At 62.4% G+C, this 26,473-nt stretch carries 26 protein-coding genes, 1 tRNA gene and 6 pseudogenes; 20 read left to right on the top strand and 13 right to left on the bottom strand.

Annotated elements, in window-relative coordinates; genetic code table 11:
• Positions 1-5 precede the first annotated feature (5 nt).
• A complete protein-coding gene (locus tag N0Q91_RS14250; RefSeq protein ID WP_345774971.1) occupies positions 6-134 on the bottom strand; it encodes a hypothetical protein in 129 nt (42 codons plus the stop codon).
• A gap of 38 nt (positions 135-172) precedes the next feature.
• Positions 173-1,348, bottom strand: a complete 1,176-nt coding sequence (locus N0Q91_RS14245; protein WP_275596724.1) for a M20/M25/M40 family metallo-hydrolase — start codon at positions 1,346-1,348, stop codon at positions 173-175.
• 428 nt (positions 1,349-1,776) lie between these two features.
• Here N0Q91_RS14245 and N0Q91_RS14240 point away from each other — a divergent pair, with 428 nt between their 5' ends.
• Positions 1,777-2,025 carry a hypothetical protein gene (locus N0Q91_RS14240; protein WP_018094292.1) on the top strand — a complete coding sequence of 83 codons (249 nt, stop codon included), beginning with the start codon at positions 1,777-1,779 and terminating at the stop codon, positions 2,023-2,025.
• A gap of 24 nt (positions 2,026-2,049) precedes the next feature.
• Here N0Q91_RS14240 and N0Q91_RS14235 read toward each other — a convergent pair whose 3' ends face one another.
• Together N0Q91_RS14235 and N0Q91_RS14230 are read right to left on the bottom strand one after the other, a co-directional pair.
• Entirely contained in the window at positions 2,050-2,619 is a 570-nt protein-coding gene (locus N0Q91_RS14235) for an MgtC/SapB family protein (RefSeq protein WP_275596723.1), read from the bottom strand.
• 125 nt (positions 2,620-2,744) lie between these two features.
• The gene (locus N0Q91_RS14230; protein WP_198516576.1) at positions 2,745-3,188 is read right to left on the bottom strand and encodes a hypothetical protein; all 444 of its coding nucleotides are present in this window, start codon (positions 3,186-3,188) and stop codon (positions 2,745-2,747) included.
• A gap of 307 nt (positions 3,189-3,495) precedes the next feature.
• Here N0Q91_RS14230 and N0Q91_RS14225 point away from each other — a divergent pair, with 307 nt between their 5' ends.
• Together N0Q91_RS14225 and N0Q91_RS14220 are read left to right on the top strand one after the other, a co-directional pair.
• Complete coding sequence (locus N0Q91_RS14225; protein WP_275596722.1) at positions 3,496-4,152, top strand: DUF8692 domain-containing protein; 657 nt, start codon at positions 3,496-3,498, stop codon at positions 4,150-4,152.
• 199 nt (positions 4,153-4,351) lie between these two features.
• The gene (locus N0Q91_RS14220; RefSeq protein ID WP_018094296.1) at positions 4,352-4,717 is read left to right on the top strand and encodes a UCP034077 family protein; all 366 of its coding nucleotides are present in this window, start codon (positions 4,352-4,354) and stop codon (positions 4,715-4,717) included.
• Here N0Q91_RS14220 and N0Q91_RS14215 read toward each other — a convergent pair.
• A complete protein-coding gene (locus N0Q91_RS14215; protein WP_345774903.1) occupies positions 4,701-4,985 on the bottom strand; it encodes a hypothetical protein in 285 nt (94 codons plus the stop codon). The genes N0Q91_RS14220 and N0Q91_RS14215 overlap by 17 nt on opposite strands.
• A gap of 7 nt (positions 4,986-4,992) precedes the next feature.
• Positions 4,993-5,805 carry a DUF899 domain-containing protein gene (locus N0Q91_RS14210; RefSeq protein WP_275596720.1) on the bottom strand — a complete coding sequence of 271 codons (813 nt, stop codon included), beginning with the start codon at positions 5,803-5,805 and terminating at the stop codon, positions 4,993-4,995.
• Between the two features lie 121 nt (positions 5,806-5,926).
• Between N0Q91_RS14210 and N0Q91_RS14205 the strand changes: the two genes are divergently transcribed.
• The 3 genes from N0Q91_RS14205 to N0Q91_RS14195 all read left to right on the top strand — a co-directional run bounded on the left by N0Q91_RS14205 (position 5,927) and on the right by N0Q91_RS14195 (position 8,468).
• Entirely contained in the window at positions 5,927-7,150 is a 1,224-nt protein-coding gene (locus tag N0Q91_RS14205; RefSeq protein ID WP_275596719.1) for a helix-turn-helix domain-containing protein, read from the top strand.
• A 34-nt stretch (positions 7,151-7,184) separates the two neighbouring features.
• Positions 7,185-7,829 carry a Vgb family protein gene (locus N0Q91_RS14200; protein WP_275596718.1) on the top strand — a complete coding sequence of 215 codons (645 nt, stop codon included), beginning with the start codon at positions 7,185-7,187 and terminating at the stop codon, positions 7,827-7,829.
• Between the two features lie 270 nt (positions 7,830-8,099).
• Positions 8,100-8,468: a DUF1236 domain-containing protein gene (locus tag N0Q91_RS14195; protein ID WP_100669463.1), complete on the top strand. Its 369-nt coding sequence runs from the start codon at positions 8,100-8,102 to the stop codon at positions 8,466-8,468.
• A gap of 12 nt (positions 8,469-8,480) precedes the next feature.
• Here the strand turns inward: N0Q91_RS14195 and N0Q91_RS14190 are convergent, their stop codons facing one another.
• From N0Q91_RS14190 to N0Q91_RS14180, 3 genes and pseudogenes are all read right to left on the bottom strand, one after another.
• Positions 8,481-8,663 (bottom strand): hypothetical protein, encoded by a 183-nt coding sequence (locus tag N0Q91_RS14190; RefSeq protein WP_275596717.1) that lies wholly within the window; start codon positions 8,661-8,663, stop codon positions 8,481-8,483.
• 171 nt (positions 8,664-8,834) lie between these two features.
• Complete coding sequence (chrA, locus tag N0Q91_RS14185) at positions 8,835-10,256, bottom strand: chromate efflux transporter (RefSeq protein WP_275596716.1); 1,422 nt, start codon at positions 10,254-10,256, stop codon at positions 8,835-8,837.
• Position 10,257: 1 nt separating this feature from the next.
• Positions 10,258-10,449: pseudogene (locus N0Q91_RS14180) on the bottom strand (chromate resistance protein ChrB domain-containing protein); the annotation flags it as partial.
• Positions 10,450-10,453: 4 nt separating this feature from the next.
• On the opposite strand from N0Q91_RS14180, the pseudogene N0Q91_RS14175 reads away from it, so the two are divergent.
• The 3 genes and pseudogenes from N0Q91_RS14175 to N0Q91_RS14165 form a co-directional block, all read left to right on the top strand.
• Positions 10,454-10,555 (top strand): annotated as a pseudogene (locus N0Q91_RS14175) (LysR family transcriptional regulator); the annotation flags it as partial.
• A 204-nt stretch (positions 10,556-10,759) separates the two neighbouring features.
• Positions 10,760-12,270 (top strand): annotated as a pseudogene (locus N0Q91_RS14170) (ATPase domain-containing protein).
• Positions 12,254-14,299, top strand: coding sequence for a hybrid sensor histidine kinase/response regulator (locus N0Q91_RS14165; RefSeq protein WP_100669457.1), 2,046 nt, complete (start codon positions 12,254-12,256; stop codon positions 14,297-14,299). Before N0Q91_RS14170 ends, N0Q91_RS14165 begins: the two are co-directional and overlap by 17 nt.
• A gap of 308 nt (positions 14,300-14,607) precedes the next feature.
• On the opposite strand, the gene N0Q91_RS14160 is transcribed toward N0Q91_RS14165, so the two are convergent.
• Positions 14,608-15,519 carry an AraC family transcriptional regulator gene (locus N0Q91_RS14160; protein WP_100669455.1) on the bottom strand — a complete coding sequence of 304 codons (912 nt, stop codon included), beginning with the start codon at positions 15,517-15,519 and terminating at the stop codon, positions 14,608-14,610.
• A gap of 93 nt (positions 15,520-15,612) precedes the next feature.
• On the opposite strand from N0Q91_RS14160, the gene N0Q91_RS14155 reads away from it, so the two are divergent.
• From N0Q91_RS14155 to N0Q91_RS14130, 6 genes and pseudogenes are all read left to right on the top strand, one after another.
• Positions 15,613-16,440, top strand: a complete 828-nt coding sequence (locus N0Q91_RS14155) for an oxidoreductase (protein ID WP_275596715.1) — start codon at positions 15,613-15,615, stop codon at positions 16,438-16,440.
• 55 nt (positions 16,441-16,495) lie between these two features.
• Entirely contained in the window at positions 16,496-17,086 is a 591-nt protein-coding gene (locus N0Q91_RS14150) for a TetR/AcrR family transcriptional regulator (protein ID WP_100669451.1), read from the top strand.
• Positions 17,087-17,155: 69 nt separating this feature from the next.
• Positions 17,156-17,782 (top strand): hypothetical protein, encoded by a 627-nt coding sequence (locus N0Q91_RS14145; protein WP_100669449.1) that lies wholly within the window; start codon positions 17,156-17,158, stop codon positions 17,780-17,782.
• Positions 17,783-17,890: 108 nt separating this feature from the next.
• A pseudogene (locus tag N0Q91_RS14140) lies at positions 17,891-18,118 on the top strand (cytochrome b/b6 domain-containing protein); the annotation flags it as partial.
• A gap of 295 nt (positions 18,119-18,413) precedes the next feature.
• A complete protein-coding gene (locus N0Q91_RS14135) occupies positions 18,414-19,001 on the top strand; it encodes a DUF308 domain-containing protein (RefSeq protein ID WP_275596714.1) in 588 nt (195 codons plus the stop codon).
• 138 nt (positions 19,002-19,139) lie between these two features.
• A complete protein-coding gene (locus N0Q91_RS14130) occupies positions 19,140-19,436 on the top strand; it encodes a chorismate mutase (protein WP_100669445.1) in 297 nt (98 codons plus the stop codon).
• 41 nt (positions 19,437-19,477) lie between these two features.
• Here N0Q91_RS14130 and N0Q91_RS14125 read toward each other — a convergent pair.
• Positions 19,478-19,771: pseudogene (locus N0Q91_RS14125) on the bottom strand (LysR substrate-binding domain-containing protein); the annotation flags it as partial.
• Between N0Q91_RS14125 and N0Q91_RS14120 the strand changes: the two are divergent.
• Positions 19,766-20,118: pseudogene (locus N0Q91_RS14120) on the top strand (SDR family NAD(P)-dependent oxidoreductase); the annotation flags it as partial. The pseudogenes N0Q91_RS14125 and N0Q91_RS14120 overlap by 6 nt on opposite strands.
• Before the next feature lie 408 nt (positions 20,119-20,526).
• On the opposite strand, the gene N0Q91_RS14115 reads toward N0Q91_RS14120, so the two are convergent.
• A tRNA-Gln gene (locus tag N0Q91_RS14115) sits at positions 20,527-20,600 on the bottom strand.
• Positions 20,601-20,917: 317 nt separating this feature from the next.
• Between N0Q91_RS14115 and N0Q91_RS14110 the strand changes: the two genes are divergently transcribed.
• The 3 genes from N0Q91_RS14110 to N0Q91_RS14100 are packed head-to-tail and all read left to right on the top strand — an operon-like array spanning position 20,918 to position 23,644.
• Positions 20,918-22,522, top strand: coding sequence for a Ppx/GppA phosphatase family protein (locus N0Q91_RS14110; RefSeq protein WP_275598138.1), 1,605 nt, complete (start codon positions 20,918-20,920; stop codon positions 22,520-22,522).
• Positions 22,519-23,256: an RlmE family RNA methyltransferase gene (locus tag N0Q91_RS14105; protein ID WP_275596713.1), complete on the top strand. Its 738-nt coding sequence runs from the start codon at positions 22,519-22,521 to the stop codon at positions 23,254-23,256. The genes N0Q91_RS14110 and N0Q91_RS14105 overlap by 4 nt, the downstream gene beginning before the upstream one ends.
• A gap of 4 nt (positions 23,257-23,260) precedes the next feature.
• Positions 23,261-23,644, top strand: coding sequence for a VOC family protein (locus N0Q91_RS14100; protein WP_275596712.1), 384 nt, complete (start codon positions 23,261-23,263; stop codon positions 23,642-23,644).
• 80 nt (positions 23,645-23,724) lie between these two features.
• Here the strand turns inward: N0Q91_RS14100 and N0Q91_RS14095 are convergent, their stop codons facing one another.
• Positions 23,725-25,137, bottom strand: coding sequence for a DHA2 family efflux MFS transporter permease subunit (locus N0Q91_RS14095; RefSeq protein ID WP_275596711.1), 1,413 nt, complete (start codon positions 25,135-25,137; stop codon positions 23,725-23,727).
• Between the two features lie 253 nt (positions 25,138-25,390).
• On the opposite strand from N0Q91_RS14095, the gene N0Q91_RS14090 reads away from it, so the two are divergent.
• Entirely contained in the window at positions 25,391-26,371 is a 981-nt protein-coding gene (locus tag N0Q91_RS14090) for an MBL fold metallo-hydrolase (RefSeq protein WP_375341881.1), read from the top strand.
• Positions 26,372-26,473 lie beyond the last annotated feature (102 nt).

The following is a 26,473-nucleotide window of genomic DNA, read 5'->3' as shown; positions in this document are numbered from 1 at the left end:
AGCAGTCAGTTGGCGAGGCCACACCACTCGACGATGGCGCGGGCATAGATGCGGGCGCATTCTCGCCATTCGCGCATGTTGATGCGTTCATCGACAGCATGAGCGTAGCGGATGTTCCCGGGGCCGAGCACGATCGCTGGAATGCCTTGAGCCTGAAGGAAGGACGCATCGCTTACGGCATTGAAGGAAGCGGTTTTGGTCCGCCCTGGGGGAGGGCACCCAGCACTGCGGAACGGGCCTCGACGAGCACGTCTACAAGTGGGTGATCCGTGGGAACGTCTGCAGCAGGCCAGTGGCTGCGCCAGGTGAATCTCGGCGGGTTGTCGCGAAGCCAGGGGTCGAGTTGGGCCGCGTGGTGCACATGGCGCTCGATTTCAGCCTTCACCGCCTCGGGGTCTTCTTGCGGCGCGTACCAGACGAGGTAGCCGACATAGGCGTGGTCGGCCATGTAGCCGACGCTCGGAACGCCGACATCGCCGTGGAACACGCCCGGCACGAGCGAAAACAGCCCCGGCGGAAAGGCCGGATGGCGTTTGCTGATACCCCACTCCTGTTCTAGATCCTGTAGCGCTTGCACGACCTTGATCAGTTTCTCGACGGCGTTGACGCCGGCGCTCGAGCCTTCGCCGCCGGCGCGGATAGCGGCCCCGCGGTTGCCGGCATGGGTGCCATGACCCTTGACCGAAATTTCAAGGTTGAAGTTGCCGGCCGAGACGGGAGCGATCGTCAGCGGCTCGGGTTGGGAGGAGGGTTCGGCAATGATGGCCGCATCGGCCCGGAAGCCGGCCTTGATCACGGCTGTCGTGCCGTTTTCGTGGTCCATCGTCTCTTCGCCGACGACGGCATGGACCTGCAGGTCGCCCTTCAGCAGGACGCCGGCCTCCTTGAGCGCCGCGATGGCGAGACAGGCAGCGGCAAGGCCGCCCTTCATGTCGGTGGACCCGAGAGCGAAGAGCTCCTCTCCGCGCCGTACCGGCTTCCACGGATCTCCGGAAATCCAGGCTTCGGGCTTGAACGGAGCGACCGTGTCGACATGGCCGTTGAAGAGCAGGGAGCGCCCGCCGCCGGTGCCCTTCAATACTGCCGCCAGATTGACCCGCTGCGGATCGACTGCGATGTCATGGAGTTCGAAGCCGAGGTTGAAGAGATAGGCGCCGATGAGGCGCGTACAGGCCGTCTCTCCGCCGATCACGGTTTCACGGGCAATGCCGGGAAAGCCCGGATTGATGCTGTTGACCGACACAAGCTGCTCAAGAAGGTGCTCCGCGCCGGGGGCGAGGCGGGCAATCGCGTCGTCGATGCGTTCAGAAAGTGCAGAAGCCTGCACGCCTATTTTGGGTGAGTGCATATCCGGTCCCAAGTTTTCGTTCCCGCAGGCCGTTTCTTGTTCTCGGCCGGCGCCAGGAGGCTTGCCGGCCGCTCGCCCTAGGCGCGGTCCTGTCGAATGAAAAATTGCGCAATTGTCAGACATCTGTCAACAAAAAATATGAGCGACCGATCTCAGGAATGCGCAAACGGGCGCTGCGTTAAGCCGGCCGGGCCGCACTCGGCTGCAACGGCAAGTGATTTATTCGGGCGGAGACGAAAGCTCATGTGCATGTCAGTTGTCTTACAACAAGGTGATTTGAGGCGCGCCTTTATGAGGAGAGGCGATCGTCATAGCTTTTTTTGTTCTGGCGCCGGAACCAACCTGGTCTTCGCGTGTTTCTCCTCCGGCTGACCGCGAGAGTCGGCCGGCTTGGGCTTTGCCCGGCCGCGGGAGGAGTTTCAAACACGATGAGCAAGCACACGGTGGAGTTTGCCGGCGAGGCTGTCGGTGCGCTGATCCCGGAGAACGGCCGATTGCGGTTCATGGCCGTGAAATTCAGCGTCTGGTCCCTGGAAGGCCAGTTGTTCGCGACGCCGGACGAAGCCCGTAAGGCCGTTGCTGTCATTCATGGCCTGAAGGAGGGTAGGTCGGTCTTCGACAACCGTCCGCTCCCCTTGGGCGGGTATCAGACAACCCCAATTTCCGAACTGCGCTGATCGGGCGGCCATTGGCGGCTCCGATCATCGTTCGCGCACATCGACCCGGTCTCGTGGCCGGTCTTCTCCTGGATCTTCATTCTTCTGCGACGTAGCGTCCGCGTCGAACTCGTCCGGCGCCTTCCACCGCAACGCCACCTCCAGCCGGCCGAGGACAAAGAGCACGACGAGGCTCGCAATGGCGGCGAAGGCCGCTATCAGCCAGAAGCCGAACCCAACCCCGAGACCGACGGCGCCGGCGAGCCACATGCCAGCGCCGGTCGTCAGGCCCTTCACCTCACCCTTCGAAAAGACGATCATGCCGGCGGCGAGAAAGGCCACTCCCGCGGTTACGGCTTCCACGACGCGAATGGGATCGATGCGCACCTCGGGGCCGGAAAGGCTTTTCATGTGCACGCTTTCGATGGCGACCACCGCGAAGATCGCGGAGGCGAGGCTGACGAGAATGTGGGTCCTGAGCCCGGCCGGCCGCTGCCGCTTTTCACGCTCGACGCCGATCATCGCGCCGAGCAGGATGGCGCCGAAGAGCCGCGCGAATATCACTGAGTAAGGTGTTTGGGTATCGACAAGGATGTCGTTAAAGACTTCGTTCATGAAAGACGAACGCGCTCCGTCACTCGACCGCTCGGGGCGGATCTGATTGCAGAGGTGCGGGATGGCGCGGCAAAGCGCGTCATCCCGCTCGACTTCATCCCGCTCGACAAGAGGCGTTCGTCGATCTACTGCGCAGGAGTGCTCTGCGGCTGGGCCGGCGTGGCAGGTGCTGCCGGTGCAGCGGGCGTCTCGGGCGCTGCGGGGGTCTGGGTCTCAGGTGCTGCCGGCGCCGTCGTTCCTCCGGCGGGCGGCGTCGCCTGGTCCGTAGGTGCGGTCTGATCCGCAGGCGCGGCCTGATCCGTAGGCGCGGCAGCCGGCGGGGTGGCGTCGGGAGTCGTCTCGGATTGGCTCGGCGCGACCGGCTCGTTCTCGGCGTCCCTTGTCAGCTCTGCCGGCAGCCAGGCGATCAGCGCGAGTATCAGGCCAGCAAGAATGATGACCAGCAAAGGCCAACTGCTACGGCGCGATCTGGTCACGGGCGCTTCCGGGTCCCGCGGCGTCGGTTGGCCGGTGGCAGGATCGAGCGGCGGTTTCTCCCGCAATTCTTCGTGCTGGTTCATGACATACATCCTTTCTCTCCGTCACCCCGCCTGCAAATCGCCTTTGCATAGATCCCCAAATCAGCATGACCAAAGGGGAGGGGTTCCGTGCCACCGCAAGTAAATTGCGGCCTCGTCGCGCCCCGGTGGGCACGCGACGCAACGATTAACGTCCGGCAGGCTGCAAGGTTCCGTTGTGTCCGCGACCGTGCCGCCGGTCTCCGACAACCTTGCCGGGAGATCCGCAACCGCCGGTCGCGTCTTGTCATAAAACTGTCACAAAGGCAGCTGACCGTCCCCGGTGGCATGGCTGGGGCATCTGTTGCGGAGGATCGAGATGGATGTCGAAGGCATCACCACGGCCAAAGCCCTGACACGCGACAGGCGAATACAGGGTGATTTCCACTGCGCCCTTCTCGTCATCTGCTCCTGCATCGTGCTGTTGACGTCGATGGTCATCGCCGATCGGCTTTTCGGCATCGACTACTACGACCTCGTACGCGACCCCAACGCGATTGCCGGGCAGCCGAAGTATTTCGGGCTGGTCTCCAATCTCGGCGTCATTCTCTGGTTTACGGGAGGGATTGCGGCTCTCCAGGCCTATTGGTCCGGCGCAGGCTTCGGCGCGCCGCATCTGCGACGCACGCTTCTCGCCGGCGGGCTCTTTTCCGGCTTGATGGGCATCGACGATCTCCTGATGCTTCACGAGGCGATTGCCACGGCGGGCGTCCCGGAGCCGCTTGTCCTTGTTCCCCATATGCTGTTGCTGGCGACGCTCTGTTATCACGCCTGGTTTGTCCGCCGGGATATTCAGTGGGTCCTTCTTGCCGCCGCCGTCGCCTCGCTCGGCTGTTCCTTCCTGGTGGACGCGGTCTCGGAGCACTTCGCCGGACTGGTTTTCGTCGAGGAGGGCTTCAAGATCCTCGGCATCATGTTCCTGGCCGTCTTCCTCAGCCTCACGAGCCATGCGGCACTGAAAACGAAGCACCGCTGAAACGCAGCCGGTAGGGGGAATACGGGCCTGTTGCAGGCGCTTCCAAATCTGCTAGATCATAACGACCTTGGGCCGCGTCGGCCTAAAGTCACGAGCATGCTCGATTCGAACAGGTTGTGAAGCGGGATTCGGGCTGAAAAGCGCACACACTTTTCCTCGTCCCGCTCTACACCATCCTCTGGGATAGGGGCTGAAGACGATGCAGATGGCGAGATTGGCTTGCACTGGTCTGATCCTTGCCGTGTCGGGGGCTGAAAGGCTCCATGCCGAACCGCTTTATACGGTGGCCGACCTTGGAGCCGCGCTTGGCAGATGCTGGACTCCGCCGCAAGGCTTCACGGATTCCTTCGTCACCCTTAGGTTCGGGTTCCGCGGCGACGGTACGTTGATGGGCCCGCCCCGGCCGACTGCGATCAAGGTGAACGGCGACGAAAAGCAGCGGCAGGCATTCGTGACCGCCGCCACCGAGGCGCTGCAGAATTGCGTGCCGCTGGAATTTTCGAAATCACTCTCCGACGAGATCGCAGGCAACGTGTTCACGTTGCAGTTCAAGTCGGCGGAGTGATCCGCGGAAGCGCCGGATCAGCTGGCGCTTCCCGTCTTGCGGAAATCAGCTTCAGCCATGGCGCCAGGTGAAAGACCGACATCAGCAAATACATGCTACTCATCCCGTTCAGCAGCGAAGCGCCCTGTATCGAAGCGCCCTGTATCGATGAGCAGATATCCGCATCGCCGCCGGCGGCCAGAAGCGCCATAACCGCGAAAGTCGGTGCGGCGGCGAAGCCCAGCCAGTCGCCGAGGCCTCGCACGACGGTACCCGTTTCAAGCCGCATCGGACGGTCACCTTTGGGCATATTCGTCGTGGCGGCGCCACCAGATGCCGTTCTCGTTGCGTCCGAGGGGAGCCCGGTCGAGCCACTGATACATGCCCCATAGCCCATCCAGTCCACGCGCATAGCTGGAATAGGTGTGATAGACGATTCCGTCCTCGAGCGCGAAGGCGCTGACGCCGGGCCTGTCGCGTGTATAGGTGGCGACGTCGGTTCCCGTCATGGCTGCGATCTGTGCGACCGGCCCCTCGCTGCCGCTCGGGTCCCAATCCCGGACTGTCCTGCCCGCGAGCGGCTCAGATGCCGGTTGTTCGGGGATTGGCGGCTCGCGGCGAAAATTATACTCGATGCCGCCCTCGCGCTGTTGTTGTTCGGTGAACCAGACGCAGAAATCGCGGTTGAAGTCGCCATCGTCCGAAGAAGCCCAGGGGAAGCTCCATCCCAGCCGCTGCTTATAGGCCTTGAGCTTCGCAAGCGGCGCGCGCGAAACCGCGGAGAAGGCGACGTCGTGGTTTTCGAGATGAGCGACGATCCCGTTGAACCCATCGGCGATCGCAGAGCAGGACGGGCAGCCGGCCGTATAGTCGGGGCCGAACATGAAATGATAGACGAGGAGTTGCGAGCGCCCCTTGAAGAGGTCGCGCAGCGAGGCCTCGCCCTCGTCGGTTTCGAACCGGTACGCCTTGTCGATCCGTACCCAGGGCAATTCCCGGCGCCACCGCGCCAGCTCGTCGCTTCGCCGCGTCAGGTTCTTTTCGGCCTCGAGCAGGTCGAGCCGCGCTGCCAGCCATTCTTCCCGTGTTCCGATTGCATGTGCCGTCATCATTCTTCTCCTTTGGCCATTTGTCGTCGTACATTGCCCGGGGGCGGGCTGTTCGACCGACAGGAACCCAGACTAGAGCCGGAGATCGAATGGTGAGAGTGACAAGTGTGACGGGATTTCGATGGACTCGCTGATCACCGCTGCGGCACGGGCGCTCGCGGCCGGCGATCTCCTCGGCGTACTGAACCGCGTGGCTTTGCGCGACGACGCGCATGCACTCGCGCTTCGGGGCATTGCGATGGCGCAGCTCGGAGATTTCGGCCGGGCGAAGACTCTTCTCAGAAGCGCTGCGCATGCCTTCGGCCAGAGACAGGCGGTGGCGCGGGCGCGCTGCATCGTCGCCGAGGCCGAGATCGCTCTCGTCTCGCGGGATCTCGGCTGGCCCACGAAAACGCTCGAAGCGGCGAGGTCGACGCTCGAGGCGCATAGCGATCACGTCAATGCAGCGCATGCGCGCAATCTCGAGGCCCGGCGCCTGCTTCTCATCGGCCGCCTGGACGAGGCAGAACGCGCGCTTGCAGAGCTGGACTCCGGCATGACGCTCCCCCCGGCGACGCGGGCGGCCCGCGAACTCGTCGTCGCCGGCATCGCCATACGGCGTCTGCAGGCGAAAGCGGCGCGGATAGCGCTCGCCCGAGCCGAACGCGCCGCGCGCGAAGCCAATATCCCGGCACTGACGGCCGAGGTCGAAAGCGCATCGCTCGTGCTCGATGCGCCCGTCGCGCGCCTGATCGGCAGCGGTGGCGAGCGCTCTCTCCTCATCGAGGAAGTGGAAACGCTGCTCGCGTCGGGAGCGCTCGTGGTGGATGCCTGCCGCAATGTGGTGCGGGACGAAAGGCTGGTCGTCTCGCTCGCCACGCGCCCGGTGCTCTTCGCGCTTGCCCGCGCGCTCGGCGAAGCCTGGCCGGCAGACGTGCCGAGAGCCACGCTCCTCGCACGCGCCTTCCGGGCGAGACATGCGGACGAATCGCACCGCGCCCGGTTGCGCGTGGAGATCGGACGGCTCCGCACGGAACTTCGTGCGCTGGCGCAGGTGTGGGCGACGAAACAGGGCTTTGTGCTTTCGCCGCGCCGCGCGGGCGAGGTCGTCGTGTTGACGCCACCGGTAGAAGAGCAGCATGCGGGGGTCCTTGCCCTGCTGGCCGACGGAGAGTCGTGGTCGAGCTCGGCACTGGCGATTGCGCTCGGGGCGAGCCCGCGCACCGTGCAGCGCGCACTCGAGCAGCTTGCGTCGGCCGGCAAGGTACAGTCCTTCGGCCGCGGACGGGCGCTTCGCTGGATGACCCCGCCCGTCCCGGGCTTCCCGACAGTCTTGTTACTCCCGGGCCCGCTACCGAGCGACTAGGATGCGAGGCACCTACAGCGACGAGGATGGAAAAATGAAACGATCGAAAGCCGAAATTCTCCAGGAGTACGGACCTTTCCCGAATACCGAGCAGGTGGCCGGCGTCACCTTCGACGGCAGGCACGTCTGGTTCGCGTCCGGCGACAGGCTGAACGCCCTGGATCCGGAGAGCGGCAAGACGGTGCGCTCGATCGATGTCGCCGCACATGCGGGAACGGCCTACGACGGTCGGCATCTGTTCCAGATTGCGGAAGATCGTATCCAGAAGATCGATCCGGAGACCGGCCGCGTGCTTGCCACCATTCCGGCGCCTGCCGAGGGCGGCGATTCAGGCCTGGCCTGGGCGGAAGGAACGCTTTGGGTGGGCCATTATCGAGGGCGAAAGATCCACCAGGTGGATCCCGACACCGGGAAGATTCTCCGCACCATCGAATCCAACCGGGTCGTCACCGGCGTCACCTGGGTCGATGGCGAGCTCTGGCATGCCACATGGGAAGGCGACGAGAGCGACTTGAGACGCCTTGACCCGGAAACGGGAGAAGTCCTCGAAACGCTCGAAATGCCCCCGGGTGCAGGCGTTTCCGGCCTTGAATCCGATGGCGGCGATCGCTTTTTCTGTGGCGGAGGAAGCAGCGGGAAGGTGAGGGCCGTGCGCAGGCCAAGCCGGGTTTCCGCATAGAGGGTCACGGAGATGGACGGCAATGAAGGTCCCAGAGCGTTTAGAAGGGACAATCGCGTTGACTCTGGGACCTCCAGACGACGTGGACGGCTGACGAGGATGCCGCGTGGTCGTCTCAGAGCGATATGCGTCACGAGGAGCAGCGTGCAATGGTTCTAGGACCTTTAACCTTCCCGTGTAGGACCAAGGTCCGATACCGCCAACACGCCGGAACAAAGCTCGCGGCAGGCGATTCTTCACGAGAAGGGATTCGTAGCTGGAGTAGCTCTCATGACAATTGTCCTCGTCAAGAGCTCCGTTGCATTGGGTGTTGCGGTTTTCTTGACCGCGGCTCCTGTCCAAGCGCAAAGCACAAACGAAATCGGCGCTGCCGGTACGACGGTGGTCGCTGCCGCAGGACCCGTCGAGGGTGCAGCGATCGACCCACCGCCGCCAGGCGTGACGCAATACGTCGAACTGCAGCCGCTTCCGCAACGGCCGCTTGTGCTGCAGGAGCAGATATCCGTTGGCAAGCCGGTGCCTGAAACAGTCTTTCTCAATACGGTTCCGGCCGACAGGCGCTATGGCTTTGCGGTGGTCAACGAGAAGCGCGTCATCGCGGATGTGAAGAGCCGCACCGTCGTGCAGGTGGTCAAATAGGCGCGGCGAGCGCTAGAGCGCCCCGCCGGTGACCGGGTTCACTTCGGGTTTCTCACTCGTGTCCTTTGCCCCGGGAGGCTGGACCGTTGGTGGTGCGATCGACTCCTCGTCCCGGTGCTTCTTTCGGTTTGCCGGCTGACGAATATCGGCTGGTTCAGACTGTTCTGGGGTCGCATTGGTATCCTTGGTACTCATCGTCTTCTCCTTTCGGCAGAATGAAAACGGGCCAGCCGCGGCGGGGTTCCTGATGCCGGGCGCCTGGGTACGGCGATTATAGCGACGTCTTCGAGGAAGCGGTCGGCTCAGTATTCCTCAGGTGGTTTGCAATTTCGGAACTGCAGCACGAGCAGCACGTCGTAGTTCGCGTTACAGGAGCTGGATCCACTCCATGAACAATCCATAGACAAGGCCGATGAGGGAGCAGCCGGCTAAGACTGTCAGCATGCCGATTTTGAACCGGAACACCGCGACCATCGCGCCGACGGTCAGAAGGAGAGAGGCCAGGTTCACGGAACTCAGAACCGGCACATCGACCGTCATGCCGAATCCGCGCGCTTCATAGAGTTCGCGAAAGAGCACGTGCAGCGCGAACCAGACCGCCAGATTCAGGATGACCCCGACGACCGCCGCGGTGATTGCCGCCAGCGCGGCGGACAGCGCCCTGTTGCTGCGCATCGTTTCCATGAACGGCGCGCCGAGGAAAATCCAGAGAAAGCAGGGCACGAAAGTCACCCAGGTCGTGAGCAGCGCGCCCAGCGTGCCAGCGAGCAACGGATGAAACAGACCGGGGTCGCGGTAGGCGCCCATGAAGCCCACGAACTGGGTGACCATGATCAACGGGCCTGGCGTTGTCTCAGCCATGCCGAGGCCGTCCAACATCTCGCCGGGCTTCAGCCAATGATAGTGCTCGACGGCTTGTTGAGCGACATAGGAGAGAACCGCATAGGCGCCGCCAAAGGTGACCATCGCCATCTTCGAAAAGAAGATCGAGATGTCGGTAAAGACATTGCCTGGGCCAAAAAACGCGGCAAGTGCAAGCACCGGAGCGAACCACAAAAAGAGAGCGACACCGGCAACCTTGATCGACCAACTGATTGGGGGGCGTGCATGGGGCGGAATCTCTTCGCCAAGCGCGGTCTCGATATCAGCGACTTGCCTGCTGCCGACTTTTCCGTGTCCGTTGCCCGCCTGAAAGGCAGCCCAGCCGGCTCGACCGCCGACAAAGCCGATGAGCCCCGCAGCGAGGACGACCAGTGGGAAGGGGGCGCGGAACAGGAAAAGCGCGATGAATGCCCCGGCAGCAAGCGCTACCATGGCGCTGTTCCTGAGCGCCCGACGGCCGATACGAAGAACCGCTTCGAGCACGATCGCCAGAACCGCGGCTTTCAATCCGAAGAACAGCGCCTGAACGGCGCCGACATTTCCGAAGAGGGCGTAGATCCAGCTCAGCACCATGATGGCAACGGCGCCGGGGAGCACGAATAGGGCCCCTGCAACCAGACCACCCTTGGTCTTGTGCATGAGCCAGCCGATATAAATCGCAAGCTGCTGCGCCTCCGGCCCTGGCAGTAGAGTGCAATAGTTCAGCGCATGCAGAAATCGGGTCTCGCCGATCCAGCGCTTCTCCTCGACAATGATGCGATGCATCATCGCAATCTGCCCGGCTGGGCCACCGAAGCTCAAAGCCGCCACGCGTGCCCAGACCCGGAGCGCCTCGCCAAAGGAAATACCGTGGCTCAAAGACTGACCTTGAGCGGATGTGGTCGTGTTCTTTGCAGTTTCGGTCAATTCACGCTCCCTTCTTCGGCGACAGCCATTGTGTATCTCATCAGTCGCGTCACGGCACCACGATAGAAGGCGTCGTACGGAAGTAAGCCTGCCTCAACTTGTTCATTGTCGCCCGCGTTCATGCGCGACAGCCCCAGCGAGCGGCGAGAAGGCCCGGTGCTTGCGGAGAAAGATCGAGGCGAGCCGCGTCGGCGCCGGATTACCCTGACATCAAGGTGGAGCTCTACAGCGACAACGGGATGCGCAACATCGTGGAGAAGCGCTTCGATGCCGGCGTTCGTTTGGGAGAGAGCGTAGACCCGCCAAGGACCTGCTGCGGCGTCACTTCACCTGCTGCCACTCTCGAACCGACCGCTCTGCCTCAGGCTCAACGGACGCTCACAACCGCTCGCCGCCCCGGCTGAGTTTGGCTGCGATGGCGGAACGAATCTCCTGGCTTCAACGTCTTCCCCTCTAGGAAACCAGCGCGTTTACTCTACTTCATAGGCCGCCATGGAGGATGTATGACAGACAGTTCAGGTGCAAAAGCGAAGACCGGGGTTGAGGGACTCGACGACATTCTGTCCGGCGGGCTCTCACGCGGCCGCGTCTTCCTGCTCGAAGGGGCTCCCGGGTCGGGGAAGACGACGGTCGCATTGCAGTTCCTCCTCGAAGGCGCCAGCATTGGCGAGCGCTGTCTCTACATTACGCTTTCGGAAACCGAGGAGGAACTGCGCGCGACAGTGCCCTCTCGCATGGGAAGGACATCGGCGATCAGGTCGAGATTTTTGAGCTCGTTCCGCCGGAAAGCCTTCTTGATGCCGACCAGCAGCAAAGCCTCCTGTACTCCTCCGACCTGGAGCTCGGGGAGACCACAAAGCTCATCTTCGAAGCCTTCGAGCGGGTGAAGCCCCATCGGGTGGTGATCGACAGCCTCTCGGAGATCCGGCTGCTGGCCCAGAGTTCGCTGCGCTACCGCCGCCAGATCCTTGCGCTGAAGCACTTTTTCTCGCGCTCGGACGCAACGGTTCTGCTTCTCGACGACATGACCTCCGACGCCATGGACAAGACTGTCCATAGCGTGGTGCATGGTGTCATCCACCTTGAGCAGCTTGCTCCGGACTACGGGTCTGAGCGTCGCCGGTTGCGGGTTCTCAAATATCGGGGGCAGGCGTTCCGCGGTGGCTATCATGACTTCATCATCAAGACCGGCGGCGTGGCGGTCTTCCCGCGGCTGCGCGCCTCGGAGCACAGGTCGGGCTTTCAGCGGACCGTACTGGCGAGCGGCATCAGTGAATTCGACGATCTCCTCGGCGGCGGTATCGCACGCGGCTCCAGCACCTTGCTGATCGGCCCTGCCGGCACCGGCAAGAGCCTGTTTGCACTTCAGTTCGTAGAGGCTGCGATCCGGCGCGGCGAGCGGGCGGCGATCTTCGTCTTCGACGAGGAACTGGGGCTGCTGTTTGCCCGCACGAAGGAGACGGGGCTCGACCTGGAGGCCCTGCGCGAGGAGGGCCTGATCCACATCGAACAGCTCGACGCCGCCGAACTGTCACCCGGCGAGTTCGCACAGCGCGTAAGGGACAGGGTAGCCGGCTTCGACGCCAAGACAGTCGTCATTGACAGCATCAACGGCTATCAGGCTGCGATGCCTGAGGAGAATGCACTTATCCTGCACATGCATGAGCTGCTGCAATATTTGAACAGGCAGGGTGCCAACACCTTCATCACCGTCGCGCAGCACGGCCTCGTCGGCGACATGAAGTCGCCGGTGGACGTGACGTACCTTGCGGATACAGTCATCCTGCTGCGCTACTTCGAGGCGGAGGGTCGGGTTCGCCGGGCAATCTCGGTGATCAAGAAGCGCACCGGACAACACGAGGATACGATCCGCGAATACAAGATCGGAACAAAGGGGTTGACGCTCGGCGAACCCCTTTCCGGGTTCCAGGGAGTCCTGCGTGGTGTTCCTGTTTTCGTGGGAGACCGACAGCCCCTTTTGCAAACACTTGACGAGGATGGCACCCATTCCTGAGCGAGATGTGTTTGGCCTGATCCACGCCCCGCTGGGCCGCGACGGGCAGATTGCGGCGGCGTTGCTGCAGGAAGCGGGCTTGGCTGCGAAAATTGCCTCGACCCTGGACGCGCTGGTGGCGGACTTGAACGAGAACGCCGCCTTCGCCGTGATGACGGAAGAGACGTTGCGGTCGGTCGACCTGCGTCCGCTTGTCTCGTGGATCGAGACGCAGCCGAGTTGGTCCGACCTTCCCTTCATCATACTCACCGCGCGCGGCGGTGGTCCTGAGCGAAACCCAGCCGCCGCCCGACTATCGGAAGTCCTCGGCAATGTCAGTTTCGTCGAGCGGCCCTTCCACCCGACGACATTCATCAGCGTCGCGCGTTCCGCGATGCGCGCGCGACGCCGGCAATACGAGGCGAGTGCCCGTATGGAGGCACTGGACGAAGGGGAACGCCGCCTTCAAACGGCGTTGGAGGCCGGCCGCCTCGGGGCCTGGGAACTCGATCTCGCCACAAACGGCTTGACCACCTCGCCCACCTGCAGGGAAATCTTCGGCCGCGCGCCGGAGGACGGCTTCACCTACGAGGACTTGCTGCAAGCGATCCACCCGGATGACCTGGCACGCATGACGGAGGCGGTGCGCAACACGATTGAAACGGGGGCCGACTACGCCATCGCCTACCGGACTGTCTGGCCTGACGGCTCTGTGCACGGCGCTGAAATCCGCGCGCAACTTCACCGGGACCGCACCGGGCGGCCGATCAGGCTGGTCGGGGTCTCAGCCGACATAACCGAGCGCCTGCAGGCCGAAGAACAGCAGCGGCATCTCAACGAGATGCTCGAGGAACGCGTGGCGGAGCGGACGCGCGAGCTGCAAGAGGCGCACAGACTCGTGCTGGCGGAGGTCAGTCAGCGGGAACGGGCAGAGGAGCAGCTTCGCCACGCGCAGAAGATGGAAGCGATCGGCCAGCTCACCGGCGGAGTGGCGCACGACTTCAACAATCTCCTGATGGCGGTGCTCGGCAACCTTGAACTCATCCGAAAGCATGTTGCCGGCGATGCGAAGGCTACGCGGCTGATCGACGGAGCCTTGCAGGGCGCACAGCGCGGCGCGTCGCTCACCCAGCGGCTGCTTGCCTTCGCCCGCAGGCAGGACCTTCAGGTGGGCCCGGTAAACCTCGCCGGACTCGTGACAGAGATGGAGGATCTTTTGCAGCGCTCGGTCGGATCGCGGATCGCCATAGAGGTGGCCGTTCCGGAGCACCTCCCGCCCGTGTCGGCCGATGCCAACCAGGTGGAGCTCGCCCTCCTCAACCTGGCCGTCAATGCCCGCGACGCGATGCCGGATGGCGGAACGATCCGGATCGAGCTGAAGGAAGCGGAGCAGCCGGCGGTATCGGAATCCCTTGCACCCGGACGCTATGTCCTCCTGTCGGTTATCGACCAGGGCCAAGGCATGGACGCAGCAACTCTAGAGAAGGCGATCGAGCCGTTCTTTTCCACCAAGGAACTCGGCAAGGGCACAGGCCTCGGTCTTTCCATGGTTCACGGACTGGCCTTGCAGTTGGACGGTCGGTTGAAGCTGACAAGCGCCCTTGGTCAGGGGACCACTGCGGAACTATGGATTCCGGTGTCGACATCTGAGAGTCACGAAAAAAAGCAGGAGGTCGCGGCAGTAGGCCCTCGGAATGAAGCCGGCTCCAAGCGGATACTCCTCGTCGACGACGACGTCCTTATTGCCATGAGTTCGGCTGACATGCTGGCTGACCTCGGCCACGAGGTCGTGGAGGCCTATTCAGGAAAGGAAGCGCTCGCCTTGATCGATGGCGGGGCCACCTTCGACCTGTTAATCACGGACTACTCGATGCCGGGCATGACGGGAGCGGAACTGGCGAAAGCAGCGCGTGACCGTATGCCGGGGTTACCCATCGTGCTGGCCTCTGGCTACGCGGACTTACCGTCGGGCGTGGAAATCGACGTGGCCAGGCTGCCAAAGCCGTATTCCCAGGACCAATTGGCTCACATGCTTGGAAAGCTATTGTAGCTTCTGGAGCGCAGGGGAGGAACGGTCGATGACTATGCCTTGGCTTCTCCCTGTTGTAACCTAGAGGTAAACCCCCAGGAGGTACCCCTGCCGATGGTGCTCTCGCACCTGCTATCCTGCCGAGCCTGTCGATTGCTCGATACGGAAAAACCAGGGAAGTCGCAGAGGCGGTCGCCTTCCTCGCCGGCCCCGGTGCTGCCTCGGGCATTCTCGTCAACGGCGGCATCAGCGCCTGAGCATTCACATGAAGCGGAGCTCTGTGGCCTCTTGCGCCACCGGCCGGCCTGCGGAGTCCTCAGAGGCGACCGTCAAACCTGTTCTCCTAGGTGATGCTGGACCCACTTCACATCTTCCGATGCGGTTCGCCCGAAATGCCGTTTGAAGTCGCGGCTGAATTGCGCCGGGCTGACATAGCCAACTGAAGCCGCCACCTCCGCGATTGTTCCTGTCTGGCGGGCGATCATCAGCCTTGCCTCATGGAGCCGCAGAGCTTTGACATATTGCATCGGACTTGAGCCCGTTAGGTCTTTGAAATGAACGTGGTACGAAGGGACGCTCATTCCCACGGCTTTGGCGAGATCCGCGACGGCAATTTCGCCTGCGTAATTGTCCCGTAGCCAAGCCACGCTCTCGACCAGCTTTCCCGACGTCCCTTTCCGCTGCAGGGCCGCGATCACTGCGCCACCTTGCGGGCCTGACATGACCCGGTAATGCAGTTCACGCAGGATGGAGTCTCCAAGTACGGCGACCTCGCCCGGGCTTCCGAGTGCCATCAGCAAGCGCTGCAGGACGTCTTCTGTACTGCTATCCATTCTGCTGGAGTAGAGCCCCCTCGGCCTGGTGGTTACGGGATTGGCGAGTTTTTCGAGCTGCATGGCGATCTCAGCCGCCATCTGCATGTTGAACTCCAGATAGATTGCCAGCAGTGGCCGCTGTGGACTGGCCGTAGACGTCATCCGGAAGGGAACGGGCACCGAGACGGCAAGATAGTGGTCCTCGTCGTAGAGGTAGATTTCCCCATCTAGCATGCCATGTTTGCTCCCCTGCAATACGAACACAGCGCCTGGCTTATAAAGAACGGGAATGTCGTTGAGCACCGCCTCCGTGCGCAGGATACGCACACAATGGAGCGCTGTTTTGTTATACCCGAGGCGGGGTGCGAGTTGCCCGGCGAGTGCTATGAGCCGGTCATGTCCTGATAGCTGTTTTTCTTCATTCATAGGATTTGGCAAGAATCTGAAATAATCCGCAATCGAATTCGCTAAATTTCCAGATTATCTGTCACATCAACGGTTAATCAAGGAGTTTCAGAAATGTCGCAAAAGACCTTCTTTATCACGGGGGCGAACTCGGGCTTTGGACTGGCAATTGCCACTGCCGCAATCGAGGCTGGCCATAAGGTTGTCGGGACCGTCCGCTCTCAAGCTTCGCGCGAAGCTTTGGCAAAGAGCCTTCCGCCGCTTCACCCGGTCCTTTGCGACGTCACCTATTTCGATCGCATCCCCGCCGTGGTTCAGCAAGCGGAGGACGATCACGGTCCAGTCGATGTGCTGATCAACAATGCGGGATACGGGCACGAGGGTGTACTCGAGGAATCGCCCATCGAAGAGATGCGCCGCCAGTTCGACGTGAATGTGTTCGGCGCCGTCGCGGTGGCCAAGGCGTTTCTTCCGAGGTTCCGGGAGCGCCGCAGCGGCTTTATCGTCAACGTCACCTCGATGGGCGGCATGATCACCATGCCCGGCATCGCCTATTACTGCGGCAGCAAGTTTGCACTGCAGGGCATTTCGGAGGTCATGCGCTCGGAAATGGCGCCGTTCGGCGTCCACGTGACGACGCTTTGCCCCGGCTCGTTTCGAACAGACTGGGCAGGTCGATCCATGATCCGCACGGAACGTTCCATTGCGGATTACGATAGCCTGTTTGATCCGATCCGCGAGGCGCGTCAGGCCGTGAGCGGCAAGCAGCTCGGCAATCCGCAAAAGCTGGCCGCTGCGGTTCTGACCCTCATCGAGTCCGACAATCCCCCGCCGCAACTTCTTCTTGGCAGCGATGCGCTGAGGCATGTGACGGCACGGATTGAGCGTCTGCAACAGGAAGTCGAGGCGTGGAAGGATGTGACGGTCTCGACCGACGGCTGACGCGAGGCGATATTCTGTTCTTGACCGTCTGCCTACTAGAAGGTAGACAGGCGGCATGAGCAATCTTTCTACGACCTCCGACGACATCCTGGCTTCCGCTCGAAATCTTCTCATGAGCGGCGGCTACAATGGCTTCAGCTACGCCGATATCTCAGAGGTGGTCGGGATTCGTAAGGCTAGTATTCACCACCATTTTCCCAGCAAGGTCGATTTGGTGCGTGAGCTGGTCAAGCGATACCGCGAAGATGGCCAGGCAACCGTGGCAGTCCTTGAGCGGAACGTTCCGGATGCATTCGACATCCTCAAGGTTTATGCAAACCACTGGGCCAAATGCATTGAGGATGCTAGCAGGCCGTACTGCGTCTGTGCGCTGCTTGCCAGCGAGCTGCCGTCTCTGCCGCCGGAGGTCGCAAAGGAGGTGACGGCATTCTTCCGCTTCATCTCTACTTGGCTGGCGACAGTGATGGAGCGTGGCTCCAGGCAAGGGACCCTCACCCTCGCCAGCGAGCCTCACGTCGAAGCCGAAGCATTTCTGGCGACGGTTTATGGGGCGATGCTGTCGGCCAGAGCCTACGGGAAACCGGAAGTATTCTCGATGATACTCGAACCTGCTCTCCATCGTCTTACGCCCACAGTCTCTCACTGATCCTGCGGTCGCTACGCTCCTCAGGCATAATCGCATCTAACGAAACTACCAACTAGTAGGAAGAATAAAATGAAGACGTTTTTCGCTACCCTAGCTCTCGGCCTGACGGGCATCCTTTCCATGACAGCCTTTGCGGCACCCGCCCATGCCGAGGATAAGAAAGCCGTGCCGATCCACGTGCGCGGCAGCATCGTCACCTATGCGGGCTCCACACTGAGGGTGAAAACCCGCGAGGGTGAGACTGTCGACGTCGCGTTTGCCGACGACTGGAAGGTCGCGAGTGTCGCGGAAGCCAAGGTGACCGACATCAAGCCGGGCGATTTTGTCGGCATCGCATCCTTGCCAAAGGCGGGCGGTGGCGATGGCGCACTCGAAGTCCTGATCTTCCCTCCGGCGATGAAAGGCCTTGGCGAGGGCAGCTACGGCTGGGATCTCAAGCCCGACAGCAGCATGACGAATGCGACGGTCGCGGATGCGGTCAAAGGCGTCGATGGCCGGACCGTTACCGTGACCTATCACGGCAAGGAAAAGAAGATCGCCATTCCGGACGGCACGCCTGTCGTGACCATTGCTGCGGCGGCCAAGGGCGATCTTGTGCCTGGCGCCGTCGTCTTCATCAATGCCGAAAAGGCTGCAGCCGGCCCCATCGCCCATCAGGTGGTTGTCGGCAAGAATGGCGTGGTTCCGCCCATGTAAGCCACGCCGTCGCTGGCCGGAGCCGCCGCCCCACTGCTCCGGCCAGCGACTACAGGTCGATGCTGCTTTCTCCGCAGCCGTGAGATGTCACTGACGAAAGACGTTGAGATGAGCGCACAAGCTTCCAATGACAATATCCGCTCTCCCCGGACGGTCTTCATCCGCCGGCACTCGATTGTGACACGGCTCACGCAGTGGCTGAACGTGCTCTGCCTAAGTTTCCTTCTCTTGAGCGGGCTGCAGATCTTCAACGCTCACCCTGAACTCTACTGGGGTCACTACGGTGCGAATGGCGATCCTGCGATATTGACAGGCCGAGATCAGCCAAACGAATTCAATCCTCTCTGATCCGGACGGCCGATGGGTCGCAAAGCGTCAAGGAGCGATCAACGAGGCGTTCGAGAAACGTGGACGCTCGGAGAACAGCCAGGGTGCTGGGGCAACGATCGCGTCCCACAATACTCAGCATGATGGTGCGATGCCAGACGATGCATCCGCGAAACTCTCCGGCGAAAGCGATCGGATCGGCCGACTTGAGTGGGACGAGTACACCCCATTTGGTGAGCATGTCTGCTTCTTGTGAAAAACGCACGCCAGCAATTTCATCAATCAAAGATAGGGATAGAAACCAATGTCGAACGAACAGAAAGCCAGTGCCACGCGCGGCAATGACCAATGGCTCAAGCAGTATTACTTTACCCGGGCGGCGTTCTCGGTGCTGTGGGTTGCGGCTGCACTGACCGCCGGACAGCAGTCATTTGCAGTGGCTGCCGCCCTGCTGATCATCTATCCGGCTTGGGATGCAGCCGCTAACGTCGTTGATGCGGCGAGGAGCGGTGGCTTTGCGGTGAACCGCAGCCAGGTGATCAACGTCACAGCGAGCTCGATTATGACGATTGCGGTGATCCTGGCGCTGATGATGAACATGAACTGGGTCCTCGGCGCCTTCGGCCTATGGGCCATCTTTTCGGGGCTGCTGCAGCTTGGGGCTGCAGTTCGTCGTTGGAAAACAAACGGCGGTCAGTGGGCGATGATATTGAGCGGTGGCCAATCGGCGTTAGCGGGCGCGCTCTTTATCTTTCAAGCGCAAATGCCGCAGGAGCCTTCTATCTCCACGGTCACGGGCTACGCTGGTGTCGGGGCATTCTACTTCCTGGTTTCGGCGATATGGCTGAGTGTTTCGGTCTCGCGTCGCGGTATGCGCAGAGCAGAACTGTGAGGTGCCGTAGCTCGGTGGTGTATGAGCGTAAGGCGACCATCTGAAAGCCAGAGTTATCGAGAGCGCAGTATTATACTTTCGATGTCCCATTTCTTCAGGCCCACGTCGTGCCTGTCAGAGCACTTTGGAAGAACTCAAATGACGACACATGATACGGCAGAGCAACTTGCGTCCTACCGAAAGACCATCGACAACCTGGATTCAGCTCTCCTTCATATCCTGGCCGAACGCTTTCGCTGTACCGAGCAAGTCGGCCAGTTAAAAGCGGCACAGGCGATGCCGGCGACAGATGATGAGCGGGAGCGACGGCAAATGGATCGACTAAAGAACATCGCCGATGATGTCGGATTGAGGGAGCACTTCGTCGAAAGCCTGATGAAACTGATCGTGGGTGCTGTCGTGGAACGGCACAAGGAGATTGCGGCCGAGAGGTAGGCATCTTGGAGATTCGGCAGGCTTGATCGCCTCCGGCTCGCTCATCTTGCTGTCACACTCACGAGATGGTCCGATACGGTGGAAATGAAGGCCCGAAGCCTCTGAAGACGTCGTAGGTCTCGATGATATCCCATCCAGATGTCTCGCGCGGGCGGCGACTTGGGCAGTTCCATTCTGCGGATGCCTGCGATCTGATCGCCGACCACGCGGGGCAGAACAGCGATCCCGACGCCCTGCCGACACATGCGCCCCTGGACGTTGCGGTTGTTTGATCGAAGGACGGGTCTCGCGTTGGGCAAACTCTGGATGAGCCAAGCGATATCTGGGACCTGCCCGTCCTGCGACGTTCCGGTGGAACATTCGTCAACATGTCGTCCGGCGCAGGCATCGCGTGCAGTGGCGGCGGCGGATATTACAATGCCGCAAAGTTTGCCGTGGAAGGAATTTCCGAAGCCCTCGCCGGAGAGCTGAAGCCCTTCGGCGTCCGCGTGTTGATCGTCGAGCCCGGACCGTTTCGTACCGATTTCCTTGGCGTTCGATCACTATGGTGGCCAACGAAATGCCGGAATATGCAGCGAGCTCGCGCAGGCACTATCGCGAAACCAACGACGGCAACCAGGCGGGCGATCCCGACAAGGCAATCGCGGTGATCCTAAAGGCGGTCGATGCCGATAATGCTCCGTCGCGCTCGTGTGCGCAGAGTTTCTGGAACTGCTCCTTGGACATCGGTTCCTTCTGTTTCAACTTCAGCTCGGCCATCAGCATGTTGAGCTTCCGACCGATCGCCTGTGCCTTCTTATGGTCGGAACAGTGAAGGTTGAGTGAAAGACGGCTGCCCGGTCGGCACCGCGCGAACGACATGGGGACGCGTGCCCGCCAATAAAAGATGTTGCCGCGGCGGATGAGATTTTCGACGTCGTGGCGGACTGCCATGGGTATCTTGCCCTTGCCTGCCACTGGCGAGGCCGCCGCGCATATTTCGCGTGGGCATCACCTTTGGGCACCAGTTCTGGGCATCAGGTCGCCAATGATGTCAAAACGGGAGCCGGCACGACTGGAAAATCGAGGAATACAGGCTTTTAGTGAGAATTGGCTGGGGAACCTGGATTCGAACCAGGACTAACGGAGTCAGAGTCCGCTGGTCTACCGTTAACCTATTCCCCAAGGCCGCTGGCGGTGTGTATGCGCCGCGTCGGTGTGGCGGGCTTATAAACAAAAGAACGCCCGATGCAAATACCTTTTGCCAAAAAAATGCGGCCGGGCTGTGTCCTTCCGCTTCTGGGTTGAGCCTTGATAAGGGGCTCGTCATTCGTCGGTCTTCGGCAACCGGAAGGGGAAGGGCGGTCGGGCTCGCCGCCTCCGTTATGGTTCCAAAAAAAGTTTGGCGAAAGGGGGCGGCGCTGGTACAGTCGCGCCAACGCAAAATCGAGAGAGCGCCTTGAGCGGCCGTCAGGCTTCGCGCGGCGCCATGGTTGAGACAAGTGAAAGACCCCGATCACGGCGATAAGCCGTCTGAATCCGGGGCGTCGGCAGCAGGCCGCAGCGAGGGGCGCATGGGCGCGTCGCGGGGCGGCAAGGGCAAGCGGCGGCGGCGCAAGCCGTCCGGTTCCCCGTCTGCAATTGCCAGCGGATCCGGTCCGTCCGGAGAAGCAGGGCGTCCCGCAGCACTGAACGAGGCGGAGCCGTCGCGCAAGCGCAAACGGCGCCGGCGTTCGAAATCAGCAAGACCGCAAGATCAGTCCGCTGCCTCCGGTGCAAGCGCGCCAGCGTCGGATGCTGCCCTCAGCGACAAGAGGGGCGCCCAAAAGCGCAACAGGAAGGCGCGCCATCGGCGCGGCCTTCAGGGGCGGCCGCTTGCTTCCGCGAGCAACCCGACGACAAACCTGCGGCCGGGAGGCCGGCCGGGCGAGCGGTCCGGCGATGCTCCGCGGCCGCGGAGCGGCGAAGCCGCCGCGCAGCAGCAGGCGCGACCGGAGAGGCTCGGTGCACCATTCGTCGCGCCAAGCGAGCCGCCGGCACCGCTTTATGCGGCCCTCGATCTCGGCACCAACAATTGCCGGCTGCTCATCGCGCAGCCGACCCGGCCGGGCCAGTTCCGCGTGGTCGATGCGTTTTCTCGAATCGTCCGGTTGGGCGAGGGGCTCGGCGCCAGCGGGCGGCTTTCGGAGGACGCGATGGAGCGCTCGGTCGAAGCGCTCAAGGTCTGCGCCGCCAAGCTCGGCGCCCGCTCGATCCGCCGGCGCCGGCTGATCGCGACCGAGGCTGCGCGTGCGGCTGCCAACGGCGAAGCCTTCATGAACCGCGTCGCCGAGGAAACCGGTCTCGAACTCGAGATCATCGATCGCGAGACGGAGGCACGGCTTGCTGTGTCCGGCTGCTCGTCGCTCGTCGACCGCGAAACCCGGTCCGTCGTGCTCTTCGACATCGGCGGCGGCTCGTCGGAAATTGCGGTCATCCGGATCGGCGAAAATCGCTCGAGCCGGCTTGCCAATCACATTACCCACTGGACTTCGCTGCCCGTGGGCGTCGTCACCCTTTCCGAGCGCCACGGCGGCGAGCATGTGACGCCCCAGAGTTTCGAGGTGATGGTGCGCGAGGTCGAGGCCATGCTTGCCGGCTTCGAGAGCCCCTCCGTCGACGCGCTGGCAAGCGGCTCCTATGGCGGCGGCTTCCACCTGATCGGAACGTCGGGAACCGTGACGACGCTTGCCGGCGTGCATCTCGATCTGCCGCGCTACGACCGCCGCCGCGTGGACGGCCTCTGGCTTTCCGATGACGAGGTCTCGGCCATGCAGGCGCGGCTCCTCTCCTGGGATTTCGCCGCACGTGCCGCCAACCCCTGCATCGGTCCGGACCGGGCCGATCTGGTGCTTGCCGGCTGCGCGATCCTCGAGGCGATCCGCCGCCGCTGGCCGTCGAGCCGCATGCGCGTCGCCGATCGCGGGCTTCGCGAAGGGCTGCTGACCGATATGATGGCAGATGACGGGGCCTGGCGCCGGGGGCGTCCGCGCCGTCATCAGCGCAGCTTCGGTTCTCCGCAGGCGGGCGAGGAACGGGTAAAGCGCCACGAAGGAACCGAGGCATGACGAAATCCCCGATCGGCGGCAATCGCAGCGGCCGCAAGCTCGGACAGAAGGTCAAGAAGGGCAAGCTGAAGGCGTCTTCGCGCCGCTGGATCGAGCGCCACATCAACGACCCCTATGTTCAGCGGGCGCAGCTCGAAGGCTACCGTGCAAGAGCGGCGTTCAAGCTCCTGGAGATCGACGAGAAGCACAAGATTCTTGCTGGCGCCAAGCGCATCATAGATCTGGGCGCGGCACCCGGAAGCTGGTCTCAGATCGCCGCCAAGGTGACGAATTCGACCGATGCCGATCCGCGGGTCGCGGCGATCGACTTCCTCGAAATGGATCCGATCCCGGGCGTCCGCTTCCTGCAGATGGATTTCTTGGATCCCGAGGCGCCGGAAAAGCTGAAACAGGCGATCGGCGGAGCTCCGGACATCGTTCTGTCCGATATGGCCGCGCCGACCACGGGCCATCGCCAGACCGACCATATCAGAACCATGCATCTCTGCGAGGTGGCGGCGCATTTCGCCGTCGAGGTACTCGCGGAGGGCGGACATTTTCTGGCGAAGACCTTCCAGGGCGGCACCGAGCGCGACCTCCTGAACATGCTGAAGCAGAACTTCCGTCAGGTCGTCCATGTGAAGCCGGCGTCCTCCCGTGCCGAATCGGTCGAGATGTTTCTGCTCGCCAAGGGTTTCAAGGGCCGCCACGGGCTTAAGACCGACGAGCCGGCAGAGGGTGCTGCGGAGGAATAGTGCCATGCTGCTATATGTGACCCTCGGCTCCAACGACCTCGAAAGGGCGGGCGCTTTCTACGACACGGCGCTTGCGCCCCTCGGCCTCAAGCGCCGCAGGGAGGATGAGGTGGAGATTGGTTACGGCGCGGAGGGTGACTTCCGCTGCCGGCTTTGGGTGGTGACCCCGTTCAATCGCGAGGCCGCGACCATCGGCAACGGCTCGATGGTGGCGCTCGAGGCGCAAAGCCGCGCGGCGGTGGACGCCTTCCATGCCGCGGCGCTCGCCGGTGGCGGCACCGATGAAGGCGCGCCGGGGCTGCGCCCCTTCCATGCAAATTTTTACGCGGCTTACGTCCGTGACCCGGACGGCAACAAGCTTTCGGCGGTCTGCGAGCGGCCGGAATAGGCGTTACGCGGCTTGCCTGAAAGGGCAAAGGGCGGAGCTTTCCTCGCTGACAACCCTGCCCGGTCGGGGCCTGCAGCAGATCATTTGCCGGCAGCCGTCGTCTCCACTTCCCGCACGGCCAGCCGATGGCCCGAAACGGAGGCGCCGGCATTCTTCGCCATGGCGACGAAGGGAATTGCCGCCAGAAGATTGGCGATGGCAATGATCATGAAGGCGACGTGGAAGTCTTCGAGCTCGAGCGGCCCGCCGCTGAGCGCCGTCTGGAATTCGAGAATGGCGCCTGCGACTGCGACCCCCAAGGCGAGACTGATCTGCTGCAGCACGGCGCTCATCGATGTCGCCTTGCTGGCGTCGGCATCGTCGATGTCGGCGAAAGAGAGTGCGTTGACGCCGGTGAAGAAGAAGGAACGGGCGAAGCCGGCGATCAGCAGGACGGAGATCAACAGGAGATAGGGCGTCGCCGGCGTGAAGAAGCCGTTGGCGAAAGTCGTGACGGCCGCAATCACGGCGGCGATGAGCAGCGTCGTGCGGAAGCCGGCGAAAGCGAACACGCGGCGCGCGAGAAACTTCGTGGTGATGGCGCCGACGGCGCCGACGAAGGTGATGAGGCCCGATTGGAACGGGCTGAGACCGAAGCCGACCTGGAGCATCAGCGGCATAAGGAAAGGCACTGCGCCGACGGAGATGCGGAAGATCGTGCCGCCGATCGACGCGGCGCGGAAGGCACCGTCGCGGAAGAGCTTGAGATCGAGCACGGGCGCCGAATGCCGTCGCGCATGGAAGATGTAGAGGAGCGAGGCGGCGACGCCGGCCGACACGGAAGCGACACCGATCGCCGGCGGCAGCGCCGGCAGGCTGATGACCGAAAGCCCGAAGACCACGCCCGCGGCGGCAATGCCCCCGAGCAGGAACCCGACGATATCCACCGGGGGCGGATTTCTTCGCTCCATCTCGGGCAGGTAGATGCCCGAAAGAAAATAGCCGACAATTCCAACCGGCACGTTGATCAGGAAGATCCAGTGCCAGGAGAAATAGGTCGTGATTAAGCCGCCGAGCGGCGGGCCCGCGAGCGGTCCGACCAGTGCGGGTATCGTCAGCAAAGCCATTGCCGAGACAAGCTCGCTGCGCGGCGCACTGCGCACGAGGACGAGCCGCGCGACCGGCGTCATCATGGCGCCGCCCATGCCCTGCAGGAAGCGCGCAAGGACGAAGGCGAAGAGGCTATCCGCCACCGCGCAGAAGAGGGAGCCCGCGATGAAGACGAGGATCGCCGCGCGAAAGATGCGCTTGGCGCCGAACCGGTCCGCCATCCAGCCGCTCAGGGGAATGAAGATCGCCAGCGCCACCATATAGGAGGTCAGTGCGAGCTTCAGCGTGATCGGCCCGACGCCCATATCGCGCGCGATTGCCGGCAGCGATGTCGAAATAACGGTTGAATCCATCTGCTCCATGAAGAGAGCGACGGCGAGGATCAACGGGACGATGCGGTTCATGAAAGGCGCCTTGGGGCTGTCACTGCGGGCGTTAGCCCCATTGGTTCTTAATTCGAAATCGATTTGAGGACAAAATCATCAGAAACTCGAGCGCGCTGGTCGCGGTTAAGGGGTTCCGATGGCTTTGTCGGGGCGAAACCGGAGATTGAAGATCACATGCGTGTGATCCGTCCTGTCCATTTCTGTCAAGGCACTACTTTTCGCCTGTGATCACCGGCGCGCGGGCAGCGCCGGTCAACAGGAGGGAATGACGATGGCTTTTCAATTGAAGCGGCGGACGCTGTTCGCGGCAGGCGCGGGCGCATTGGCGGCACCAAGTCTGCTGGCAGGCATTGCCGGTGCTCAGGAAACGACGGAAAAAGGCGGCACGGCGATGAGTGCGGACTTCAAAACTTTGAAACTCGGAAGTTTCAAGGTGACGGTGATCAGCGACGGGACGCGCGCCGCGGACAAGCCGCACGAGATCTTCGGCACCAATCAGCCTGCGGAGTCGGTCTCCAAACTTCTGGAACAGAATTTCCTGCCGACCAGCGGCTTCGTCAACGGCTTTTCCCCGGTTCTGGTCGATACCGGATCCGAGGTCGTTCTCTTCGACACCGGGCTTGGCGAGGGAGGTCGCGAGGCGGGCACGGGCAAGCTTGCGGAAGGCCTGAAAGCTGCCGGTTATGCTCCGGAACAGGTGACGGTCGTCGTCATCACCCACATGCACGGCGACCACATCGGCGGCCTGACGGAGGGTGGAAAGCCCGCTTTTGCCAGTGCGCGCTATGTAACCGGGCAGGTCGAGTACGATTTCTGGAAGGACGGCGCCCGCGTCGGCACGCCTGCCGAAAACGGGCACAAGGCGGTGCTGGCGAAGGTCGTGCCGCTGTCGGAAAAGATCACCTTTGTCGCGGATGGCGGGGAGGTCGTCCCCGGCATCTCTGCGATGGCTGCGTTCGGTCATTCTCCGGGGCATATGTTCTATCGGCTCGAATCCGACGGCAAGGCCATGATCCTGACCGCAGACACGGCGAACCACTATGTCCTGTCGCTGCAGCGGCCGGATTGGGAGGTTCGCTTCGACATGGACAAGGCGGCTGCCAGCGCGAGCAGAAAAAAGGTCTTCGACATGATCGCGACCGACCGGCTGCCCTTCATCGGCTATCATATGCCGTTTCCGTCCGTCGGCTTCGTCGAGAGCCATGATCAGGGCTATCGCTTCGTACCGGCGAGCTATCAGTTCGACATATGAAGAGGCGGCTTGCTGCACTGCGACAACAATTCGCCGGGGCCCATAAGATTTGGGCCCCTTGGCTATTTTCATTCCGGCATATCCGTGTTACCAGCCCTCGCC

The sequence above is a fragment of the Sinorhizobium prairiense genome (assembly GCF_029201645.2).
Taxonomy (GTDB): Bacteria; Pseudomonadota; Alphaproteobacteria; order Rhizobiales; family Rhizobiaceae; genus Sinorhizobium; species Sinorhizobium meliloti_A.
The sequence above is the reverse complement of the archived record's forward strand: the minus strand, read 5'-3'. Positions and strand labels throughout refer to the sequence as shown.

Excerpts from the sequence above, each read along its gene's own strand:
- N0Q91_RS14235 (WP_275596723.1), bottom strand. The coding sequence starts at position 2,619 with ATGAACGAAGTCTTTAACGACATCCTTGTCGATACCCAAACACCTTAC.
- N0Q91_RS14195 (WP_100669463.1), top strand. The coding sequence starts at position 8,100 with ATGACAATTGTCCTCGTCAAGAGCTCCGTTGCATTGGGTGTTGCGGTT.
- N0Q91_RS14135 (WP_275596714.1), top strand. The coding sequence starts at position 18,414 with ATGTCGAACGAACAGAAAGCCAGTGCCACGCGCGGCAATGACCAATGG.
- N0Q91_RS14240 (WP_018094292.1), top strand. The coding sequence starts at position 1,777 with ATGAGCAAGCACACGGTGGAGTTTGCCGGCGAGGCTGTCGGTGCGCTG.
- N0Q91_RS14100 (WP_275596712.1), top strand. The coding sequence starts at position 23,261 with ATGCTGCTATATGTGACCCTCGGCTCCAACGACCTCGAAAGGGCGGGC.
- N0Q91_RS14230 (WP_198516576.1), bottom strand. The coding sequence starts at position 3,188 with ATGTATGTCATGAACCAGCACGAAGAATTGCGGGAGAAACCGCCGCTC.
- N0Q91_RS14090 (WP_375341881.1), top strand. The coding sequence starts at position 25,391 with ATGGCTTTTCAATTGAAGCGGCGGACGCTGTTCGCGGCAGGCGCGGGC.
- N0Q91_RS14245 (WP_275596724.1), bottom strand. The coding sequence starts at position 1,348 with ATGCACTCACCCAAAATAGGCGTGCAGGCTTCTGCACTTTCTGAACGC.
- N0Q91_RS14150 (WP_100669451.1), top strand. The coding sequence starts at position 16,496 with ATGAGCAATCTTTCTACGACCTCCGACGACATCCTGGCTTCCGCTCGA.
- N0Q91_RS14210 (WP_275596720.1), bottom strand. The coding sequence starts at position 5,805 with ATGACGGCACATGCAATCGGAACACGGGAAGAATGGCTGGCAGCGCGG.
- N0Q91_RS14200 (WP_275596718.1), top strand. The coding sequence starts at position 7,185 with ATGAAACGATCGAAAGCCGAAATTCTCCAGGAGTACGGACCTTTCCCG.
- N0Q91_RS14130 (WP_100669445.1), top strand. The coding sequence starts at position 19,140 with ATGACGACACATGATACGGCAGAGCAACTTGCGTCCTACCGAAAGACC.
- N0Q91_RS14220 (WP_018094296.1), top strand. The coding sequence starts at position 4,352 with ATGCAGATGGCGAGATTGGCTTGCACTGGTCTGATCCTTGCCGTGTCG.
- N0Q91_RS14165 (WP_100669457.1), top strand. The coding sequence starts at position 12,254 with ATGGCACCCATTCCTGAGCGAGATGTGTTTGGCCTGATCCACGCCCCG.
- N0Q91_RS14145 (WP_100669449.1), top strand. The coding sequence starts at position 17,156 with ATGAAGACGTTTTTCGCTACCCTAGCTCTCGGCCTGACGGGCATCCTT.
- N0Q91_RS14225 (WP_275596722.1), top strand. The coding sequence starts at position 3,496 with ATGGATGTCGAAGGCATCACCACGGCCAAAGCCCTGACACGCGACAGG.
- N0Q91_RS14190 (WP_275596717.1), bottom strand. The coding sequence starts at position 8,663 with ATGAGTACCAAGGATACCAATGCGACCCCAGAACAGTCTGAACCAGCC.
- N0Q91_RS14215 (WP_345774903.1), bottom strand. The coding sequence starts at position 4,985 with ATGCGGCTTGAAACGGGTACCGTCGTGCGAGGCCTCGGCGACTGGCTG.
- N0Q91_RS14105 (WP_275596713.1), top strand. The coding sequence starts at position 22,519 with ATGACGAAATCCCCGATCGGCGGCAATCGCAGCGGCCGCAAGCTCGGA.
- N0Q91_RS14160 (WP_100669455.1), bottom strand. The coding sequence starts at position 15,519 with ATGAATGAAGAAAAACAGCTATCAGGACATGACCGGCTCATAGCACTC.
- N0Q91_RS14095 (WP_275596711.1), bottom strand. The coding sequence starts at position 25,137 with ATGAACCGCATCGTCCCGTTGATCCTCGCCGTCGCTCTCTTCATGGAG.
- N0Q91_RS14205 (WP_275596719.1), top strand. The coding sequence starts at position 5,927 with ATGGACTCGCTGATCACCGCTGCGGCACGGGCGCTCGCGGCCGGCGAT.
- N0Q91_RS14155 (WP_275596715.1), top strand. The coding sequence starts at position 15,613 with ATGTCGCAAAAGACCTTCTTTATCACGGGGGCGAACTCGGGCTTTGGA.